General features: G+C 71.5%; 13 protein-coding genes. 12 read left to right on the forward strand and 1 reads right to left on the reverse strand.

Annotated features, from left to right (window positions below):
* Positions 1-27: 27 nt before the first annotated feature.
* The 12 genes from ACIQCJ_RS04845 to ACIQCJ_RS04900 all read left to right on the forward strand — a co-directional run bounded on the left by ACIQCJ_RS04845 (position 28) and on the right by ACIQCJ_RS04900 (position 16,973).
* Entirely contained in the window at positions 28-1,290 is a 1,263-nt protein-coding gene (locus ACIQCJ_RS04845; RefSeq protein WP_355337681.1) for an amidohydrolase family protein, read from the forward strand.
* 3 nt (positions 1,291-1,293) lie between these two features.
* On the forward strand, positions 1,294-2,250 hold the full coding sequence (locus ACIQCJ_RS04850; RefSeq protein ID WP_402710697.1) for an LLM class F420-dependent oxidoreductase: 957 nt from the start codon (positions 1,294-1,296) through the stop codon (positions 2,248-2,250).
* 68 nt (positions 2,251-2,318) lie between these two features.
* Positions 2,319-3,101, forward strand: coding sequence for an SDR family NAD(P)-dependent oxidoreductase (locus ACIQCJ_RS04855; protein WP_402710698.1), 783 nt, complete (start codon positions 2,319-2,321; stop codon positions 3,099-3,101).
* Positions 3,102-3,212: 111 nt separating this feature from the next.
* Positions 3,213-4,337, forward strand: coding sequence for an LLM class flavin-dependent oxidoreductase (locus ACIQCJ_RS04860; protein WP_391043245.1), 1,125 nt, complete (start codon positions 3,213-3,215; stop codon positions 4,335-4,337).
* Positions 4,338-4,385: 48 nt separating this feature from the next.
* Positions 4,386-6,128 (forward strand): amidohydrolase family protein, encoded by a 1,743-nt coding sequence (locus ACIQCJ_RS04865; protein WP_402710699.1) that lies wholly within the window; start codon positions 4,386-4,388, stop codon positions 6,126-6,128.
* Positions 6,129-6,431: 303 nt separating this feature from the next.
* Positions 6,432-7,337 carry an NADP-dependent oxidoreductase gene (locus ACIQCJ_RS04870; RefSeq protein ID WP_402710700.1) on the forward strand — a complete coding sequence of 302 codons (906 nt, stop codon included), beginning with the start codon at positions 6,432-6,434 and terminating at the stop codon, positions 7,335-7,337.
* A gap of 126 nt (positions 7,338-7,463) precedes the next feature.
* Positions 7,464-7,820 carry a DoxX family protein gene (locus ACIQCJ_RS04875; RefSeq protein WP_391043251.1) on the forward strand — a complete coding sequence of 119 codons (357 nt, stop codon included), beginning with the start codon at positions 7,464-7,466 and terminating at the stop codon, positions 7,818-7,820.
* Positions 7,821-8,063: 243 nt separating this feature from the next.
* Complete coding sequence (locus ACIQCJ_RS04880; RefSeq protein ID WP_402710701.1) at positions 8,064-10,679, forward strand: hypothetical protein; 2,616 nt, start codon at positions 8,064-8,066, stop codon at positions 10,677-10,679.
* A 48-nt stretch (positions 10,680-10,727) separates the two neighbouring features.
* Positions 10,728-11,555 (forward strand): TIGR03619 family F420-dependent LLM class oxidoreductase, encoded by an 828-nt coding sequence (locus ACIQCJ_RS04885; protein ID WP_402710702.1) that lies wholly within the window; start codon positions 10,728-10,730, stop codon positions 11,553-11,555.
* 114 nt (positions 11,556-11,669) lie between these two features.
* Positions 11,670-14,249, forward strand: a complete 2,580-nt coding sequence (locus tag ACIQCJ_RS04890; protein ID WP_391043257.1) for a bifunctional FO biosynthesis protein CofGH — start codon at positions 11,670-11,672, stop codon at positions 14,247-14,249.
* Between the two features lie 156 nt (positions 14,250-14,405).
* Entirely contained in the window at positions 14,406-15,626 is a 1,221-nt protein-coding gene (locus tag ACIQCJ_RS04895; RefSeq protein WP_402710703.1) for a phosphodiester glycosidase family protein, read from the forward strand.
* Between the two features lie 243 nt (positions 15,627-15,869).
* A complete protein-coding gene (locus ACIQCJ_RS04900) occupies positions 15,870-16,973 on the forward strand; it encodes an ADP-ribosylglycohydrolase family protein (RefSeq protein WP_355337713.1) in 1,104 nt (367 codons plus the stop codon).
* A 69-nt stretch (positions 16,974-17,042) separates the two neighbouring features.
* Here ACIQCJ_RS04900 and ACIQCJ_RS04905 read toward each other — a convergent pair whose 3' ends face one another.
* Positions 17,043-18,614, reverse strand: coding sequence for a sodium:solute symporter family protein (locus ACIQCJ_RS04905; RefSeq protein WP_402710704.1), 1,572 nt, complete (start codon positions 18,612-18,614; stop codon positions 17,043-17,045).
* Positions 18,615-18,785: the final 171 nt, after the last annotated feature.

Here is an 18,785-nt window from a genome sequence, read left to right on the forward strand (position 1 = left end):
CGTCAGATTGGCGCTACCGTTGTGCCCATGGAGACCTTCCCGAAGATCATCTCGGTGGACGACCACACCGTGGAGCCCGGCAACGTCTGGCGGGACCGGCTCCCGTCGAAACACCACGACACCGCGCCGCGCATCGTGCGCGCGCCCCTGAAGGAAATGACCTTCCTCGGCGGCCGGTTCGCGCCCACGATGGGCGAGCCAGGGGACGAGGGACCGCTCGCCGACTGGTGGCTGTACGAGGGCCTGCGCCGCCCGCTGACCCGCCTCGACACCGCCGTCGGCTACTCGCGCGACGAGATCAGGCTCGAAGCGATCACGTACGAGCAGATGCGGCCCGGCTCGTACTCGGTGCCCGAGCGGCTGGCCGACATGGACGTCAACCATGTGCAGTCCGCGCTCTGCTTCCCCACCTTCCCGCGCTTTTGCGGCCAGACCTTCACCGAGGCCGAGGACCACGACCTCGGGCTGCTGTGCGTGCGCGCGTACAACGACTGGATGGTCGAGGAGTGGTGCGGCCCGCAGGCGGGCGGGCGGCTGATACCGCTGACCCTGATACCGCTGTGGGACGCCGAGTTGGCCGCCGCCGAGGTACGGCGCAACGCGGCGCGCGGCGTACGCGCGGTCTGCTTCTCCGAGATCCCGCCGCACCTCGGACTGCCGTCGGTGCACACCGACTACTGGGACCCCTTCTTCCGCGCCTGCGACGAGACCGGCACCGTCATCGCCATGCACATCGGCTCCTCCAGCCGGATGCCGTCCACCTCCGCCGACGCGCCGCCCGCGGTCGGCTCCACCATCACCTTCGCCAACTGCTGCTTCTCGATGGTCGACTGGCTGATGTCCGGCGCCCTCGAACGCTTCCCGAACCTCAAGATCATGTACGCCGAGGGGCAGATCGGCTGGATCCCGTACATACTGGAGCGCGCCGACGTCGTCTGGGAGGAGAACCGCGGCTGGGGCGGGGTCGCCGACAAGGTGCGGCGCCCGCCGTCCGAGACCTTCGCCTCGCACGTCTACGGCTGCTTCTTCGACGACGCGGTCGGCCTGCGCAATCTCGACGCGGTCGGCGTCGGCAACGTCCTCTACGAGACGGACTACCCGCACTCGGACTCCACGTGGCCCACGTCGCGCGAGGTCGGCGAGGCGCAGATGGGCCACCTCTCCCAGGACGTGGTGGAGCGGATCGTGCGCGGCAACGCCATCGACCTGCTCGGCCTGACCCCCGACGGCCTGTGGCCCGGGCCCGGTTCGAGCGCCGGGCCGGTCCCGGGACCCGGCGCGGGCGCGTAGGCCATGGGCGTCCCGCGCGTGCTGCCGCCAGGGCGGCTCTCCTACGGCATGCAACTCCCCGTCCAGTCGCAGAGCACGATGTACGCCGAGGGCTGGGAGGCGGACGCGGGCCCGGCCGAACTCGCCGCCGTCGCCCGCGCCGCCGACCGGCACGGCTTCGCGTACGTGGCCGTCTGCGACCACATCGCGGTGCCGCGCAGGCTGGCCGCCGCGATGTCCACCACCTGGTACGACCCGGTGGCCACGCTCGGCTATCTCGCCGCCGTCACCGAACGCGTACGGCTGCTCAGCCATGTCGCCGTCGTCGGACTGCGGCACCCGCTGGCCACCGCCAAGCAGTACGCGACGCTCGACCGGCTCTCCGGCGGGCGGCTGATCCTCGGCGTCGGGGCCGGGCACGTGGTCGAGGAATTCGACGCGGTCGGCGCGGACTTCGCCGGACGCGGCGGCGTACTCGACGAGACCATCGACGCGCTGAAGGCGGCGCTCGGCGAGGACGAGTTCCCCGAACACCACGGCGAGCGCTACGACTTCGCCGGTCTCGGGCAGCGGCCACGCCCGGTGCAGACGCCCCGGCCGCCGGTCTGGGTCGGCGGCTCGTCACCGGCCGCCGTCCGCAGGGCCGCCCTCAGGGGTGACGGCTGGCTGCCGCAGGGCGACCCGCGCGACCGGCTGCCGGGCCAGATCGACCGCGTCCGGCGGCTGCGCGCCGAGGCCGGGATCGCCGACCCGATCGAGATCGGCGCGATCGCGGAACCGCTCTACGTCGGCGAGCCCGGCTGGCACGTCGGCCGGTACACCCTGCACGGCAAGCCGGACGCGCTCGCGGAGAGCCTGCGCGCCTACCGGGCCATGGGCGTCGACCAGATCCAGGTGCGCTTCCGCAGCCGGGGCGTGGCCGAACTCCTCGACCAGATGGCGGCGTTCGCCGCCGATGTGGCACCGCACCTCGACAGTTGAGTCCCGTTGACCCCCCGTTGACCCCCCCCGTTGACCCCCCCGTTGTCCCACCACCCCCGGAGGCCCGGATGGGCAAGCTCGACGGCCGTACCGTCCTGATCACCGGCGCCGCGCGCGGCCAGGGCGAGCAGGAGGCCCGGCTCTTCGCCGCGGAGGGCGCGCGCGTGCTGCTCGCGGACGTGCTGGACGACCAGGGCGCGGCGCTGGCCGAGGAGATCGGCGACGCGGCCCGCTACACCCGGCTCGACGTCGGCAGCGAGGACGACTGGACGGCGGCGCTGGCGTACGCCGACGAGCAGTTCGGCGGCCTCGACGGACTGGTCAACAACGCCGGGATCCTGCGCTTCAACGCGTTGGCGGACACCCCGCTGGAGGAGTACCTCCAGGTCGTCCGGGTCAACCAGGTGGGCGGCTTCCTCGGCATGCGGGCCTGCGCGCCCGCGCTGACCGCCGCGGGCGGCGGCACGATCGTCAACACCGCCTCGTACACGGCGCTCAGCGGCATGGCGCTGCTCACCTCGTACGCGGCGACGAAGGCGGCGATCGTCGCCATGACGCGGGTGGCGGCGCTGGAGCTGGCGCCGCACGGGATCAGGGTGAACGCGATGTGCCCCGGCGCCGTGGACACCCCGATGGCCAATCCCGCGGTGCTCGACCCGGCCGCCGACCAGGAGGCGATGGCGGCGGCCACCGCCCGCTTCTACCGCAAGCTGCTGCCGCTGGGCCGGATGGGCCGGGCCGACGAGATCGCCAGGCTCGCGCTCTTCTTGACCAGTGAGGACTCCTCGTACGTCACCGGGCAGCCGTTCGTCATCGACGGCGGCTGGCTGGCGGGAGTCGCGGCGCTCTGAGTCCGCCGTCGAGCGTATCTGACGGTCCATCAGCTATTGACGCCCCACCGTGCCGGTGGAAGAGTCGGATCAGATCTGACGGAGCGTCAGAAACCGGAGGATGGTGACCCCTTGGAATTCGGGCTCTTTGTACAGGGATATGTGCCCGCCGCGCGGGCCAAGGCCGACCCCGAGGCCGAGCACCACGCGCTGATCGAGGAGACCGAGTACGTCATCCAGGCGGACCGCTCCGGCTTCAAGTACGCCTGGGCCTCCGAGCACCACTTCCTGGAGGAGTACTCGCACCTGTCGGCCAACGACGTCTTCCTCGGCTACCTCGCCCACGCCACCGAGCGCATCCACCTCGGCTCCGGCATCTTCAACCCGCTCGCGCCGGTCAACCACCCGGTGAAGGTCGCCGAGAAGGTCGCCATGCTCGACCATCTCTCCGGCGGACGCTTCGAGTTCGGCTCGGGGCGCGGCGCGGGCAGCCACGAGATCCTCGGGTTCATGCCGGGCATCACCGACATGAACCACACGAAGGAGATCTGGGAGGAGACCATCGCGGAGTTCCCCAAGATGTGGCTCCAGGACGAGTACCCCGGCTTCAGCGGCAAGCACTGGTCGCTGCCGCCGCGCAAGATCCTGCCCAAGCCGTACGGCCGCTCCCACCCGGCGATGTGGTATGCGGCCGGCTCGCCGCCCTCGTACGCGATGGCCGCCCGCAAGGGCCTGGGCGTGCTCGGCTTCAGCGTGCAGAAGGTCTCCGACATGGAGTGGGTCGTCGAGTCGTACAAGTCGGCGATCGGGCAGGCCGAGCCGGTCGGCGACTTCGTCAACGACAACGTGATGGTGACCTCGACCGCGATCTGCGCAGAGACCACCGAGAAGGCGCGGCAGATCGCCGTCGGCGGCGGCCTCAACTACCTCCAGTCGCTGCTCTTCCGCTACCACGACACCTTTCCGCGCCCCGACGGCATCCCGGTCTGGCCCGAGCTTCTGCCGGACTACACCGAGGAGTTGATCGATCTGCTCATCTCCGAGGAGCTGATGATCTGCGGCAACCCCGACGAGGTGCTGGCGCAGTGCAAGCGCTGGGAGCAGGCGGGCGCCGACCAGTTGACCTTCGGGCTGCCGATCGGCATCGGCTACGAGGACACGATGAACACGATCAAGCTGATCGGCGAGCACGTCATACCCGTCATCGACACCGACCCGGTGCACCGCACGACCCGGTTCCGGCAGGCGGCGGCGTAACGCGACCGGGCGGCACGCACCAGCGCGACGTACGAGAGGAGCACACCCGTGTTCGACCATGTGATCAAGGGCGCCACCGTGGTGGACGGCACGGGCGCGCCCTCCCGTACCGCCGACGTGGCGCTGCGCGGCGGCCGGATCGCGGCCGTCGCCGAACCCGGCGGCCTCGGCGAGAGCGGGCGCTCCCAGGAGGACGCCACCGGCCTCGTCCTGACCCCCGGCTTCGTCGACCCGCACACCCACTACGACGCCCAGCTCTTCTGGGACCCCTTCGCCACGCCCTCGATGAGCCACGGCGTGACCACCGTCGCGGGCGGCAACTGCGGCTTCACGCTCGCGCCGCTCCACCCCGACCGGCCCGAAGACGCCGACTACACCCGGCGGATGATGTCCAAGGTCGAGGGCATGTCGCTGGCGGCGCTCGAAGAGGGCGTCGACTGGACGTGGTCGTCCTTCGGCGACTACCTCGACGCCCTGGAGGGGCGGATCGCCGTCAACGCCGGTTTCATGGTGGGCCACTGCGCGCTGCGCCGCCACGTGATGGGCGCCGACGCGGTCGGCGGACAGCCCACGCGGGACCAACTCGACGCCATGCTGCGGCTCTTCCACGAATCCATGGAAGCCGGCGGCTGGGGCCTTTCCACGACGCAGTCCAGTACGCACTCCGACGGCGACGGACGGCCGGTCGCGTCCCGGCACGCCCGGCCGGACGAACTCCTGGCCCTGTCACGGGCGGTGGGCGAACACGAGGGCACCCAGATCGAGGCCATCGTGGCGGGCTGCCTCGACCAGTTCGCGGACGAGGAGATCGACCTGCTCGTGGAGATGAGCGCCGTCGCCGGGCGCCCGCTCAACTGGAACGTCCTCACCATCGACGCCGCCGTCCCCGAACGCGTCCCGCGCCAGCTCCTCGCCTCGGAGCGGGCCCGCAAGGCGGGCGGCCGGATCGTCGCCCTCACCATGCCGATCCTCACCCCCATGAACATGTCGCTCGGCACCTTCTGCGCCCTCAACCTCATCCCCGGCTGGGGCGACGTCCTCGCCCTGCCCGTCCCCGAACGCATCGCGCGGCTGCGGCAGCCCGCCGTACGCGCCGAGATGCTGCGCCGCGCCGCCAGCCCCGAGGCCGGGGTCTTCCGCCGCCTCGCCGACTTCGGCCGCTACGTGATCGGCGACACGTACAGCGACGCGAATCAGGGGGTGTCGGGGCGGGTCGTCCGCGACATCGCGGCCGAACGCGGGCAGGAACCCTTCGAGACGATCGTCGAGATCTGCGCCAACGACCGCATGCGCACGGTGCTCTGGCCGATGCCCACCGACAACGACCCCGACTCCTGGGCGCTGCGCCGCCGCACCTGGGACCACGAGGACGTCATGCTCGGCGGCTCCGACGCGGGCGCCCACCTCGACCGGATGTGCGGCGCCCCGTACACCACCCGCTTCCTCGGCGACTGCCTGCGCGGACGCCAACTCCTGCCGCTGGAACGCGCCGTCCGCATGCTCACCGCCGACCCCGCCCGCCTCTTCGGCCTGCGCGGCCGAGGCGTGATCACCCCGGGCAACGCCGCCGACCTCGTCCTCTTCGACCCCGAACGCATCGACGCGGGCCCCGCCACCCTCCTCCACGACCTCCCCGGCGACAGCCCCCGCCTCGACTCCCGCGCCACCGGCATCCTCAGCGTCCGCGTCAACGGCGTCGAGACGATCCGCGACGACACCGTCACCGGTGCCATCCCCGGCACCGTCCTGAGATCCGGCCGCGACACGGCAACCGTCCGAACCACCCCCTGAGCGGCGGGGGGCCGCGGGGCCGGTGTGCCGTGCTGGGCGCTGCCGTGCTGGGCGGTGCGCGGGCGGGGCGTCGCGCTCACCCCGCTGGAGGCGGACGATGAGGTACGGCTGCCGGTCCGCGTCGGTCGTCGCGTTGGTCGTCCCATCGGTCTTCCCGTCGGTCTTCGCATCCGTCATCGCGTCGGACTCCGGTTCTGGGCCCCGGGCCCGGCGGGACTGACAGACTGGCGCGTACGCGCGGCATTCGCGGCACTCCTGGCTCCCGCCCTCCTGCCCCCCGTGCGCCGAGATCGGAGCGAAGTGATGAAGGCGGCCCGTTTCAGCCGGTTCGGGGGACCCGAGGTCCTGGAGATCGTGGACCTTCCCGATCCGCACCCGGGCCCCGGCCGGATCCGTATCGCGGTACGCGCGGCGGGACTCAACGCGAGCGACTGGAAGAAGCGGAAGGGCCTCATGGACGAGGAGCTTCCGCAGACCCTGGGGTATGAGGCGGCGGGCGTCGTCGACGAGGTCGGCGAAGGGGTGACCGATGTGGCCGTCGGCGACCGCGTGTTCGGCCTCTGCGCCGAGGGCGCCGCGCAGGCCGAGCTGGCGGTGCTCTCCTTCTACGCGCCGATCCCGGCGTCGCTCGACTTCGCCGGGGCCGCCGCGCTGCCGTCCGCCGTCGAGACGGCGGCGCGCGGCCTGGACCAGCTCGGCGTCCGCGGCGGCACCGTCCTGGTCAACGGCGCCTCCGGGAGCGTCGGCGCCGCCGCCGTGCAGCTCGCCGTGGCGCGCGGCGCCCGCGTCATCGGCACCGCGAGCCCGGCCAACCACGACTTCCTCCGCTCGCTCGGCGCCGAACCCGTCTCGTACGGCGACGGTCTCTCCGACCGCGTCCGTGCGCTCGCCCCCGACGGCGTGGACACCGCCCTCGATGTCGCCGGGAGCGGCGCCCTCCCCGAACTCATCGCCCTCGCGGGCGGCCCCGGCCACGTCGTCACCCTCGCGGACTTCCTCGGCGCCCGCGAGCACGGCGTCACCTTCAGCCGCGGTGACAGCGGCCGGGCCCTCTACGTCCTCACCGAGATCGGCCCGCTGATCGAGGCGGGCCGCTTCGCACTGCCCGTCGCCCGGACGTTCCCCCTCGCCGACATCGCACAGGCGCACCGCCTCAGCGAGGAGGGCCACGTACGGGGCAAGATCGTGCTGACGGTCAACGCCGCGTAGCCGCCCGCGCGGTTCACGCCGTGCCAAGTGCGTGCGACTCACGGTCAACTCCCGCTCAGCGGGGGCGCCTTAGCCTTCCCGTACGAGGTGTCACCCCGACGTGTCACGCACAGAAGCGGAGCTGCCGTGTTCGCCGCCTATCTGACGGTCACCATCCTCGGCGCCCTCTTCAACGGCGCCGCCGCCGTCACCTACCTCATCGGCCACGAATACCCCAAGACCCAGGCCGACATGAAGGGCCTGCCCCGCAAGTGGGTGCCCGTCCTCGGCGCGTTGCTCGCCGCCGGCACGGTCGGCCTGCTGGCCGGGCTCGCCGTCCCCGTCCTCGGCACCCTCGCCGCCTGCGGCCTCATCCTCTACTTCATCGGCGCCGTCACCGCCCACCTCCGCGTCGGCTCCCGCGACATCCTCGGCGGCATCGTCTTCCTCGCCACCGCGGCAGCCGCCCTGACCCTGGGCCTCGCCCACCACGGCGCCTGGTAGTCCTCCGAGCGTGACGGTGCCGTCGGGGTTTCGGGAGGCCGACGGCCAGTAAGGGCGTACCGCGTACCGGACGCGCTCAGTGATGCACCGATAACGCTCTGGATTTGAGCCGTTCACTGAAGCTAGGCTGCCGGGAGGGGGAACTGCGACCGTTTGGCCGGGCAGTGCTCGGCCGGGGAGGGACGGGCCGACGCGATGGAACTCGACCGAATCTTCGATCAGCGGAGAACATCACCCGTTACCGTGGGTGACGTATTCGTCGATCGTGTCCGTTATGTGATGGCGTTCGAGGAGGCGTTGCGGGGGCTGCGAGACCATCCCGCCGCTGCCGGTTCGTCGGCGCCGCCTCGCCACAATGTCCTCGTCCTCTACGGGTTGGGCGGAATCGGGAAGTCGACGCTGTCCCGGCAGTTGGAACGGCGATTACGCGAAGGGGAATTGGACGGGGCGTCGGCGGACGGTCCTGAACAGCGCGTGACCTGCCGGATCGACCTGGAGGACAGCTCCCTGGCCGATCTGGAGACCGCGGTGATCGCCGTGCGGGGCACGCTCGGTGAGGTGATGCGTTCCTGCCCCGCGTTCGACTTGGCCTTCGCCGTGTACTGGCGGCGCTGCCATCCGGGTGTCCCTCTTGAGGCCGCGATATCGCGGAATTCCTCGCTCGGCAGGCTCGGCGAATCCCTGTCGCTGGCCGAACAGTTGGACGGCACACTGGATGCGCTGCTCGGCCCGATACCGCTCGCGGGTGTGGCCCGGCGGGCCGCGGGAATTCTGGTGGGCAGGATCCGCGAGCATCTGCGCAAAGACCGGCTGCTCGCGGAATGTCCCGGATTCGCCGAACTGCTGGATGTCGAGTCGCCCGCGGACATGCTGCCGTTCCTGCCGGCTCTCCTGTCCTGGGATCTGGCCGAGTACCGCCGTAGGAAATCCCTGGACGTCGTCATCTTCTTCGACACGTTCGAGCGGGTCGACGGGAGGCGCCGGGAAGCGGGTGGGCTCGAGGACCGGTTGGCCCGGCTGGTCTACCTGATGCCGAACGTACTGTTCCTCATCACGGGGCGGAACCGGCTGACCTGGGGCGACGGTCATCACCCGGCCATCCACTACTCGGGGCCCAACTACTGGCCGAGTCTGGTCACCGACCCCGGCACGCTTCCGGCCATGCAGCACCGGCTGTCGGGGCTCGAGGAGGACTACGCCGACACCTACCTGCGGCTTCGCCTGACGAGGGACGGGGAGCCCGCCATTCCGGCACCGTTGCGGCGTCGGATTGTCGACGCGGCAGGCGGGGTACCGCTGTATCTGGAGTTGTCGGCCGAGTATTTCGACCAACTGAGCGCGGAAGGCCGCGTCCCCGCGGTGGAACAATTCGGAGGGACTTTCGCCGAGATGGTGATCCGTGTGATGCGTGATCTGTCCGCGCAAGAGCGCGCGCTTCTGCGGGCCGCCTCTCTCGCCGAGCGCTTCGACGCCGACGTGCTGAGGGCGGCGGTCCCGAGCGTGGCGGACGCCGTCGTACGGCGATTCCTCGAACGCCCCCTGGTACAGAGCGATTCGTCGAGATGGCTGACACACACCGTGGACGAGTACGTCCGCAACGCCGTCCGTCTCCACGACGGGAACACGGACGACGCCTGGTCGGAGGAGGAGTGGCGCGGCGCGGCCGAACGAGTCCTGGAACACCTCCGGGATCGGCTGCGCGGCGGGGTCAGAAATCCGACGTCGACCGACAGGAGCGAACTGGGCGAGGGCTTCACCACCGCCGGGCTCCTCACACTGAACACGAGCCGTGTCCCGGACTGGTTGTACGACCTCGCCTACGGTGTCGACCTGTGCGGCCTCGGGGCGGTGCTCACCGGCACCCGGAACTGGCCTGTGCAGTCCGGCAGTCACCCCGCCGGAGCGTTGGCGCTCACCTGCCAGGGGATGGCCGCGCGCAGCGCTGGCGACCGCACAGCGGCCCTGTCGCTGACCGAGGCGGCGCTGGCCCATCCGGGTCTCGGACCGTACCAACGCCTCTTCATCTCGCACCGGTTGGCCAAGACGCTGGAGGAGTTCGGCCGGTACGCCGAGGCGGAACGGCTGACCGCCGAGGTCGCCGCCGAGCCCGGACCCCTGCGGGAGAACGCGGAGAAGGACCTGGCCTGGATCCAATGGCTCCGGGGGGACGGACGGCGGCTCCAGACCTGGGCGCTGCCCCACTGCGACAGTCCGCTGGGCTTCCGCCGCGCGCAGTCCCAGGATCTCCTGGGCCAGTTCAGTTTTCTGCAGGGGGACTTCGCGGCGGCCGAGAGATATCTCCGCAAGGTGGCTGACGACGCCGAACTGGCCGCCGCGGGCATGTCCCGCGACACCAGCTACCGCCACCTGGGCATGGTGCTGTCGCTGGCCCGTCCGCTGGACGCCGAGACGGTGCTGGAGCACGCCCATGAGGTCAACCAGGACGTCGGAACGCCGGTCGGTGTGGCGCAGACGCTGATCTGGCGGGCGGCGGCACGCACCGGGCGCGAACCGGCCGCGGAGGTATTGACACTTCTGACGAACGGTGAGGAGATGCTGGCGCGCAGCGGTGGCGGCGCCGACCGGTGGATGGTGCTGACCGTGAAGCTGTTCCTCGCCGCCGTCGAAGGCACGGACGCCGAGGTCCTCGCCGCGGGGCAGGAGCTGATCAGCCATGTGGAGGAACAGGACTGTCACCCCGGCCTCGGGGAGATCGCCCAGCGCTGGCTGGAGGTACGCGGCCTCGACGCCGCCGTTCCCCGGCGGGAGTTCTGGACGGACCGGGACCGGTCACTCGCGGCCTGGGAGAAAGTCCTCACCGACCGGCGCGGTCTCAGGGCCGCCACCTCGGACGGCTGAGATGTACGTTCACACCCGGTATCCGTCGACAATCCACCGGAGGTGCCCGTGCGGATCGCCGTCACGATCTTCCTGACCGATCAGACCATCGGGCCGGTGCGGCTCGCGCGGGAGTTGGAGCAGCGCGGGTTCGCCGGGCTCTATCTGCCGGAGCACACGCACATTCCGGTGTCGCGGGCGACGCCGTATCCGGCGGGGGAGCCGCTGCCGGAGGAGTACGGGCGGACGCTGGACCCGTTCGTGGCGCTCAGCGCGGTCGCGGCGGTCACCGAGCGGCTGGAGGTGGGGACGGCGATCACGCTGGTGGCGCAGCGCGACCCGGTGGTGCTGGCGAAGGAGATCGCGACGCTCGACCACCTGTCGGGCGGGCGGTTCACGCTGGGGGTGGGCTTCGGGTGGAATCTGGAGGAGGCCGCCGACCACGGGGTGGACTGGCGGCGCCGCCGCGAGCTGGTAAGGGACCGGATGGCGGCGATGCGCGCGCTGTGGGCGGCCGAACCCGTCGCCTACGCGGGCGAATTCGCGTCCGTGCAGGCCAGCCAGGCGTATCCGAAACCGGCGGGCGGCCGGGTGCGCACCCTGGTGGGCGGCGCGGCGGGCCCGAAACTCTTCAGCCATGTGACGGATTACGCGGACGGGTGGATGCCGATCGGAGGCGGCGGTCTGGGTGAGTCGCTGCCCCGACTCCGGGCCGCGTGGCGGGAAGCGGGCCGCGGGGAGAAGGGCCCGGAGGTGGTGCCGACGGCCGTACGCCCGGACGCGGGCAAGCTCGCGTACTACCGCGACCTCGGCATCGAGGAGATCGTCGTCCAGCTCCCGCCGGCCGGGACCGACGAGGTGCTGCGGGCGCTCGACGACTACGCGCAGTATTTGTAGCCGGAGTATTCCTCGGACGGTCCGATCTCCGGGTGATATTGCCGACAGGGGGATCGGGCCGAAGACGGCCTGAGCCCCCAGCGAATTGTCGGCGGGGCCGCCTATCCTCGGAGAATGACTTCGCCGACGCCCACCGCCAATGCCATGCGCCGCGCCCTGCACCGCGCGGACGAAGGTGTCGCCCTGGACACGGGCGAGGCCGCCGTCCTGCTGCAAGCCCGTGGCCAGGACCTGGCCGGACTCGCGGGCACCGCGGCCCGGCTGCGGGACGCCGGCCTCGAAGCGGTGGGACGGCCGGGCGTCATCACGTATTCGCGGAAGGTCTTCATTCCGCTGACCCGGCTGTGCCGGGACAAATGTCATTACTGCACATTCGTGACCGTGCCCGGCAAGCTGCGCCGTGAAGGGCACGGCATGTACTTGTCGCCCGACGAGGTGCTGGACATCGCCAGGCGCGGCGCCGAAATGGGCTGCAAAGAAGCGCTGTTCACCCTCGGCGACCGCCCCGAGGAGCGCTGGCCCGAGGCGCGCGAGTGGCTGGACGCGCACGGCTACGACGACACGCTGGCGTACGTACGGGCCATGTCGGTGCGGGTGCTGGAGGAGACGGGCCTGCTGCCGCACCTCAACCCGGGCGTGCTGAGCTGGACCGACCTCCAGCGGCTCAAGCCGGTCGCGCCGTCCATGGGCATGATGCTGGAGACGACCGCCACCCGCCTGTGGTCGGAGCCGGGCGCCCCGCACTACGGCTCGCCGGACAAGGAGCCCGCCGTACGGCTGCGGGTCCTGGAGGACGCGGGCCGGTCCAACGTGCCGTTCACCACCGGCATCCTCATCGGCATCGGCGAGACGTACGAGGAGCGCGCCGAGTCGCTCTTCGCGATCCGCAGGACCGCCCGCCGCTACCACGGCATCCAGGAAGTGATCATCCAGAACTTCCGCGCCAAGCCGGACACCGCCATGCGCGGCATGCCGGACGCGGAGCTGGAGGAGCTGGCGGCGGCCATCGCGGTGGCCAGGATCGTGCTCGGCCCGTCCGCCCGCATCCAGGCGCCGCCGAATCTGGTGGACGGCGAGTACGCGCGCTTCATCGAGGCCGGCATCGACGACTGGGGCGGCGTCTCCCCGCTCACCCCCGACCACGTCAACCCCGAGCGCCCGTGGCCGCAGATCGACGAACTGGCCGCCCGTACGGCCGAGTCGGGCTTCGCGCTGCGCGAACGCCTCACCATCTACCCGGAGTTCGTCCAGCGCGGCGAGCCCTGGCTGGACCCGCGCCTGATCCCGCACGTCACGGCGCTCGCCGACCCCGCCACCGGTCTGGCGGACGAGGACGCGCCGGTCGTGGGCCGCCCGTGGCAGGAGCCGGACGAGGGCTTCACCTCGGCCGCCACGGGCCGCACCGACCTGCACCGCACGATCGACACCGAAGGACGTACGGCCGACCGCCGCGACGACTTCGACGAGGTGTACGGCGACTGGGCCGAACTGCGCGAGCAGGCCGCGCCCGGCATGGTCCCCGACCGGGTGGACGCCGACGTCAAGCAGGCCCTGTCGGTGGCCGCCGACGACCCGACCCGGCTCACCGACGCCGAGGCGCTGGCCCTGCTGCACGCGGACGGCCCCGCCCTGGACGCGCTGTGCCGGATCGCGGACGACCTGCGGCGCGCGGTCGTCGGCGACGAGGTGACGTACATCGTCACCCGCAACATCAACTTCACCAACGTCTGCTACACCGGCTGCCGTTTCTGCGCCTTCGCGCAGCGCCGCACCGACGCCGACGCGTACACCCTCTCCCTCGACCAGGTCGCCGACCGCGCCGAGCAGGCCTGGCAGGTCGGCGCCACCGAGGTGTGCATGCAGGGCGGCATCCACCCCGACCTGCCCGGCACCGCCTATTTCGACATCGCGCGCGCGGTCAAGGCCCGCGTCCCCGGCATGCACATGCACGCCTTCTCGCCGATGGAGGTCGTCAACGGCGCGACGCGCACCGGCCTGTCGATCAGCGACTGGCTGGCCGCCGCCAAGGAAGCGGGCCTGGACTCCATCCCCGGCACCGCCGCCGAGATCCTGGACGACGAGGTCCGCTGGGTCCTCACCAAGGGCAAGCTGCCCACCGCCACCTGGATCGAGGTCGTCAAGGCCGCCCACGCGCTGGGCATACGGTCCTCGTCCACCATGATGTACGGCCACGTCGACCAGCCCCACCACTGGCTCGGCCACCTCCGGCTGCTCGCGGAGATCCAGAAGGAGACCGGCGGCTTCACCGAATTCGTCACCCTCCCCTTCATCCACACCAACGCCCCGGTCTACCTCGCGGGCATCGCCCGCCCCGGCCCGACCGCCCGCGACAACCGGGCCGTCACCGCCATGGCCCGCCTGCTGCTCCACCCGCACATCACCAACATCCAGACCAGTTGGGTCAAGCTCGGCGCGGACGGCGCCGCCGAAATGCTCCGCTCCGGTGCCAACGACCTCGGCGGCACGCTGATGGAGGAGACCATCTCCCGTATGGCGGGCTCCAGTTACGGCTCCTACCGCTCCATCCGCGACCTCGTCGCCATCGCCGAGGCCGCGGGCCGCCCCTCCCGCCAGCGCACCACCCTCTACGGTCAGGTCCCCGAAGAGCGCATCACCACCGGTCTCGCCTCCGACGGCCACCTCCCCGATCTCCTCCCGGTCCTGGGCGACTGACGCCCGCCGCGCACCTGAGGGGTGAATTCGCACCACCGTCATGGCCGCGTTTCACCGTGTTCCGGTGCGGGGAGTGCGGGGGTGGTGGAGTCCTGTGGGATACACGGGACCTGAGACACCCTTGGGGGAGCAGTGGCGTGGAGCGGGCGGGCGGGCGTGGCCCTGGCGGTCGCGGCGGGGGTGCTCGCCGGGGGACTGGCGGGGGCGTCGGCCGTCGCGGCGGACAGCGGCACCGGCGGCGGGCCGCCGTACGAGCGGGTGGAGCGGCTCGGGCCGGGCGTGGAGTACCGGGAGTTCTCGGTGGCGGCCTCGCGGGGGACCGTGCACGGGCATGTGCTGGCGGTGGATCTGCGCGAATCGCGTACGCGGCTCGACCTGTTGACGCCGGGGGCGGTGGCGGCGCGGCAGGCGGTGTCCGGGCTCGCTGACGACCGGCAGGCGGTGGGCGCGGTGAACGGCGACTTCTTCAATATCACCGAGGACCAGCACCCCGGCGTGGCGCCGACCGGTTCCTCGGTGGGCCCGGAGATCGGTTCCGGCCGGGATCTCAAGGCCGCCGTGCCCGACGGCCAGCGCTTCGGGCCCGCGATGCCGCCGGGGGAGACCACGCACGACGTGCTCGGCATGGGCAAGGACCGCAAGCTGCGGCTCGACCGGCTGGACCTGCGCGGGTCGGTCCGCACCCCGCGGGGGAGCATCCCGCTGGGCGGCTACAACCAGTACGCGCTGCCCGTCGGCGGCGTCGGCGCGTACACGGCGGACTGGGGGACGGTCTCCCGGCAGCGGGCGGTCTGCGGCACGGACACCTCGCGCGGCGCCGGATGCAGCACGGACACCTACGAGGTGACGGTACGTCAGGGGCGGGTCGCGGCGGTCGCGCAGGCGCCCGGCGCGGGAGCCATTCCCGCGGGCAGCACCGTACTGCTCGGCCGGGACGCGGGCGCCGACACACTGCGCGCCCTGCGCGTGGGCGACCGCGCGGAGGTCGACAGCCGCCTCACCCCGACGCTCTCGCGCGTGCCGTACGTCTTCGCGGTCGGCGGCTTCCCCGTCCTGCGCGGCGGACAGCCGCTCGCGGGCCTGGACACCACGACGGCGGCCACGCGTACGGCCGCCGGTTTCGACGCGTCGGGCAGCACGCTGTACCTGCTGGCGCTGGACGGCTCCGCCGAGTCCGGTGCGGGCCTGACCATCGCGGAACTTGCGTCCGTCATGAGGGAATTGGGTGCAGATTCGGCGGTGAACCTCGACGGCGGCGGTTCCACGACGCTGGTCGCCCGCGACCCCGGCGCGGCGGCGGTGACCGTACGCAACCACCCGTCGGGCGGCGTCGAGCGTCCGGTCGCCAACGCCATCGGCGTCTTCTCGCGCACGTGAGCCGCGTATGTGCGCCTTGCGCCCGAGTCGCGCGGCCCGACGCGCGGACCCGGCTCCCGCGCCCGAGTCCGACACCCTGAGTCGCGCGTCAGAGCATTTCCGGTGTCCGGTCGTATCCGATCGGACCGGCACCGTTCGCGGACAGGCGTCACCAACCCCAGGGCCCCCTTCCGCTCCTGGTGACGTCGGCTATCGTGCTGGCGCAGAACGGGTTCGGATCGGGGTTGATCGAAGGGGACCGCTTTGACCGCTGTCTGGGGTCGCGCGCAGCAGCAGGACTTCCGCAGCCGCGTGCGGGGCTGCCTGCTGGGCGGGGCGATCGGGGACGCGCTGGGCGCGGGCGTCGAGTTCGAGTCGTTCGAGGCGATCCAGCGCAATCACGGCACGGACGGCGTCACCGACTACGTTCCGGCGTACGGCAGACGCGGCGCGGTCACCGACGACACGCAGATGACGATGTTCACGGTCGAGGGCCTGATCAGAGCCCAGGTGCGCCGGGACACCGGCGCCTGGCACCCGCCCACCGACATCCACCGCGCCTACCGCCGCTGGTCGGCCACCCAGACCGAGTGGGGGCCCGACGAGCGCCGCAAGGACACCGGCTGGCTGGCCCGCGAGGAGTGGCTCTACGCGCGGCGAGCGCCGGGCGAGGCGTGCCTGAGCGGCCTGTCCGACGACCGGATGGGCACCTTGGAGGAGCCGAAGAACCCCGGCTCCAAGGGGTGCGGCACCGTGATGCGCTCCGCGCCCTTCGGGCTGCTGGTCGGCTGGGAGCCGCAGCTCGTCTTCCAGCTCGCCGTGGAGTGCGCCGCCCAGACCCACGGCCACCCCACCGGGCAGCTCGCCGCCGGAGCCTTCGCCGTCATCGTGCACGGCCTGGCGCGCGGCGAGGCCCTCGACGGCTCCGTCCAGCACGCCCTCGCCCTGCTCGGCGCCCGCCCCGGCCACCAGGAGACGACCGACGCGCTCCAGGGCGCCCTGGGCGCCGTACGGCAGGGGATGCCGTCGCCGCAGCGCGTGGAGGCGCTGGGGGAGGGCTGGACGGCCGAGGAGGCGCTGGCGATCGGCGTCTACTGCGCCCTGGTCGCCGAGGATGTGCGCCACGGGCTGCTGCTCGCCGTCAACCACTCGGGCGACAGCGACTCCACCGGCTCCGTCTGCGGCAATCTGCTCGGCGTCCAGCACGGGGAGACGGCGCTGCCGCCCGCGTGGATCGCCGAGGTGGAAGGGCGCGCCACGCTGCTCCAGCTCGCCGACGACTTCGCCATGGAGATGACGCAGGCGCCGGCCCTGCACGGGCCTTCGGGCGCCAGCCCGGCGTGGCTCGACCGCTACCCGGCCGCCTAGGGCCTGTCCGGCGGATCACCACCGCCCCCGCCGGGGCTCCCCCCGGGAAGGGGAGCCGCCGGACAGGACCTAGTCCGAGACCTTGGTGGGGGTCGGTTCGGAGGAGGGCTCGGGGAGGGAGACGGAGGCCGGTCCGGGGCCGCCCCCGTCATCGGAGTTGATCTTCGCGAGGAGCGCGTCCCGTTCCGGCGTGTCCTCCGGCTTGATCCAGCCGATGACGATGTAGAGGACGAGCGAGACGGCCAGCGGGAGCGAGATCTGGTATTCGAGGTTGACGCCGCCCGAGACGGCGTCGTTGACGGGGTAGTTGAGCAGGTAGAAGGCGAACAGGCCGAGCGCCCAGCTCGTGAGGGCGGCGGTCGGGCCGGACGTGCGGAAGCGCGGCAGCAGTCCGAGCATGAACGGGATCGCGATCGGCCCCATCAGACCGGCCACCCACTTGATGACGACGGTGATGATGTCCTTGAAGGTGGGGGAGTTGACCTGGGTGGCCACGGCCATGGACAGGCCGAGGAAGGTCAGCGTGGTCAACCGGGCGGCGATCAGGCCGACATGGGCCGACCATTCGCGGGCGGTCTTCGAGAAGGCCGGGGCGATGTCGCGGGTGACGACGGCGGCGATGGCGTTCGCGTCGGAGGAGCACATGGCCATGGTGTGCGAGAAGAAGCCGACCACGACCAGGCCCAGCAGCCCGTGCGGCAGGAGCTGTTCGACCATCAGACCGTACGAGTCCGAGCCGTCCGGCTTCTTGGCGTGCACCAGCAGCGGCGAGATCCACATCGGGAAGAAGAGGATAACCGGCCAGACGAACCACAGGGCCGACGACAGCCAGGCGCTGCGGGTGGCCTCGCGGGCGGAGCCGGTGGCCATGTAGCGCTGGGCCTGGTTCCACATGCCGCCGTTGTACTCGAAGGTCTTGATGAACAGGTACGCCAGCAGGAAGACGGTGGTGTACGGGCCCGCGACCGGGTCGGCGTGGTGCTTGAGCGCGGGCTCGTCCCACACGTTCCAGATGCCGCTGATCCCGCCGACCTTGTTGAGCGCGGCGACCAGCATCGTGAGCCCGGCGATCAACTGGATGACGAACTGGCCGAGTTCGGTGAGGGCGTCCGCCCACAGACCGCCGACCGTGCAGTAGACGGCGGTGATCGCGCCGGTGATGACGATGCCCTGGGTGATGGTGACCCCGGTGAAGACGGACAACAGGGTCGCGATGGCGGCCCACTTGGCGCCGACGTCCACGATCTTGAGCAGCACGCCGGACCAGGCGAGCGCCTGCTGGGTCGTCAGGTTGTAGCGGTTCTTGAGGTATTCGAGCGGCGAGGCCACATGCAGCCGTGAGCGCAGCCGGTTGAGCCGGGGCGCGAAGAGCTTGGCGCCGATGGCGATGCCGAGCGCGATCGGGAAGGACCAGGTGACGTACGAGGTGATGCCGTAGGTGTAGGCGATGCCCGCGTAACCGGTGAACATCACCGCGCTGTAGCCCGACATGTGGTGCGAGATGCCGGACAGCCACCACGGCATCTTGCCGCCCGCGGTGAAGTAGTCGCCGACGTCGTCGACGCGCTTGTGGGACCAGAGTCCGATCGCGAGCATCACGCCGAAGTACGCGATCAGCACGGTCCAGTCGAGACTGTTCATGTCCCCTCCAGAGGGGTCCGCCTTGTGAACAGGAGCGCACTTCGCTGTGGCGCCGGTCCGGGCGGGTCGCCCCCGTGCGGGAGTGGGGACTTCCGGGATTGAACCCCTCGCGCGGGGGGCCGGTCAAGGGTCTCTGTGTTCAAGAGTCTGAACTCGGATCAGAAAGCCGAA

This window comes from Streptomyces sp. NPDC093221, from assembly GCF_044753885.1.
Taxonomy (GTDB): domain Bacteria; phylum Actinomycetota; class Actinomycetes; order Streptomycetales; family Streptomycetaceae; genus Actinacidiphila.

What these genes read in the sequence shown, in the direction of transcription:
- ACIQCJ_RS04845 (WP_355337681.1), top strand. Translation starts at nt 28, where the DNA reads ATGGAGACCTTCCCGAAGATCATCTCGGTGGACGACCACACCGTGGAG.
- ACIQCJ_RS04850 (WP_402710697.1), top strand. Translation starts at nt 1,294, where the DNA reads ATGGGCGTCCCGCGCGTGCTGCCGCCAGGGCGGCTCTCCTACGGCATG.
- ACIQCJ_RS04855 (WP_402710698.1), top strand. Translation starts at nt 2,319, where the DNA reads ATGGGCAAGCTCGACGGCCGTACCGTCCTGATCACCGGCGCCGCGCGC.
- ACIQCJ_RS04870 (WP_402710700.1), top strand. Translation starts at nt 6,432, where the DNA reads ATGAAGGCGGCCCGTTTCAGCCGGTTCGGGGGACCCGAGGTCCTGGAG.
- ACIQCJ_RS04890 (WP_391043257.1), top strand. Translation starts at nt 11,670, where the DNA reads ATGACTTCGCCGACGCCCACCGCCAATGCCATGCGCCGCGCCCTGCAC.
- ACIQCJ_RS04905 (WP_402710704.1), bottom strand. Translation starts at nt 18,614, where the DNA reads ATGAACAGTCTCGACTGGACCGTGCTGATCGCGTACTTCGGCGTGATG.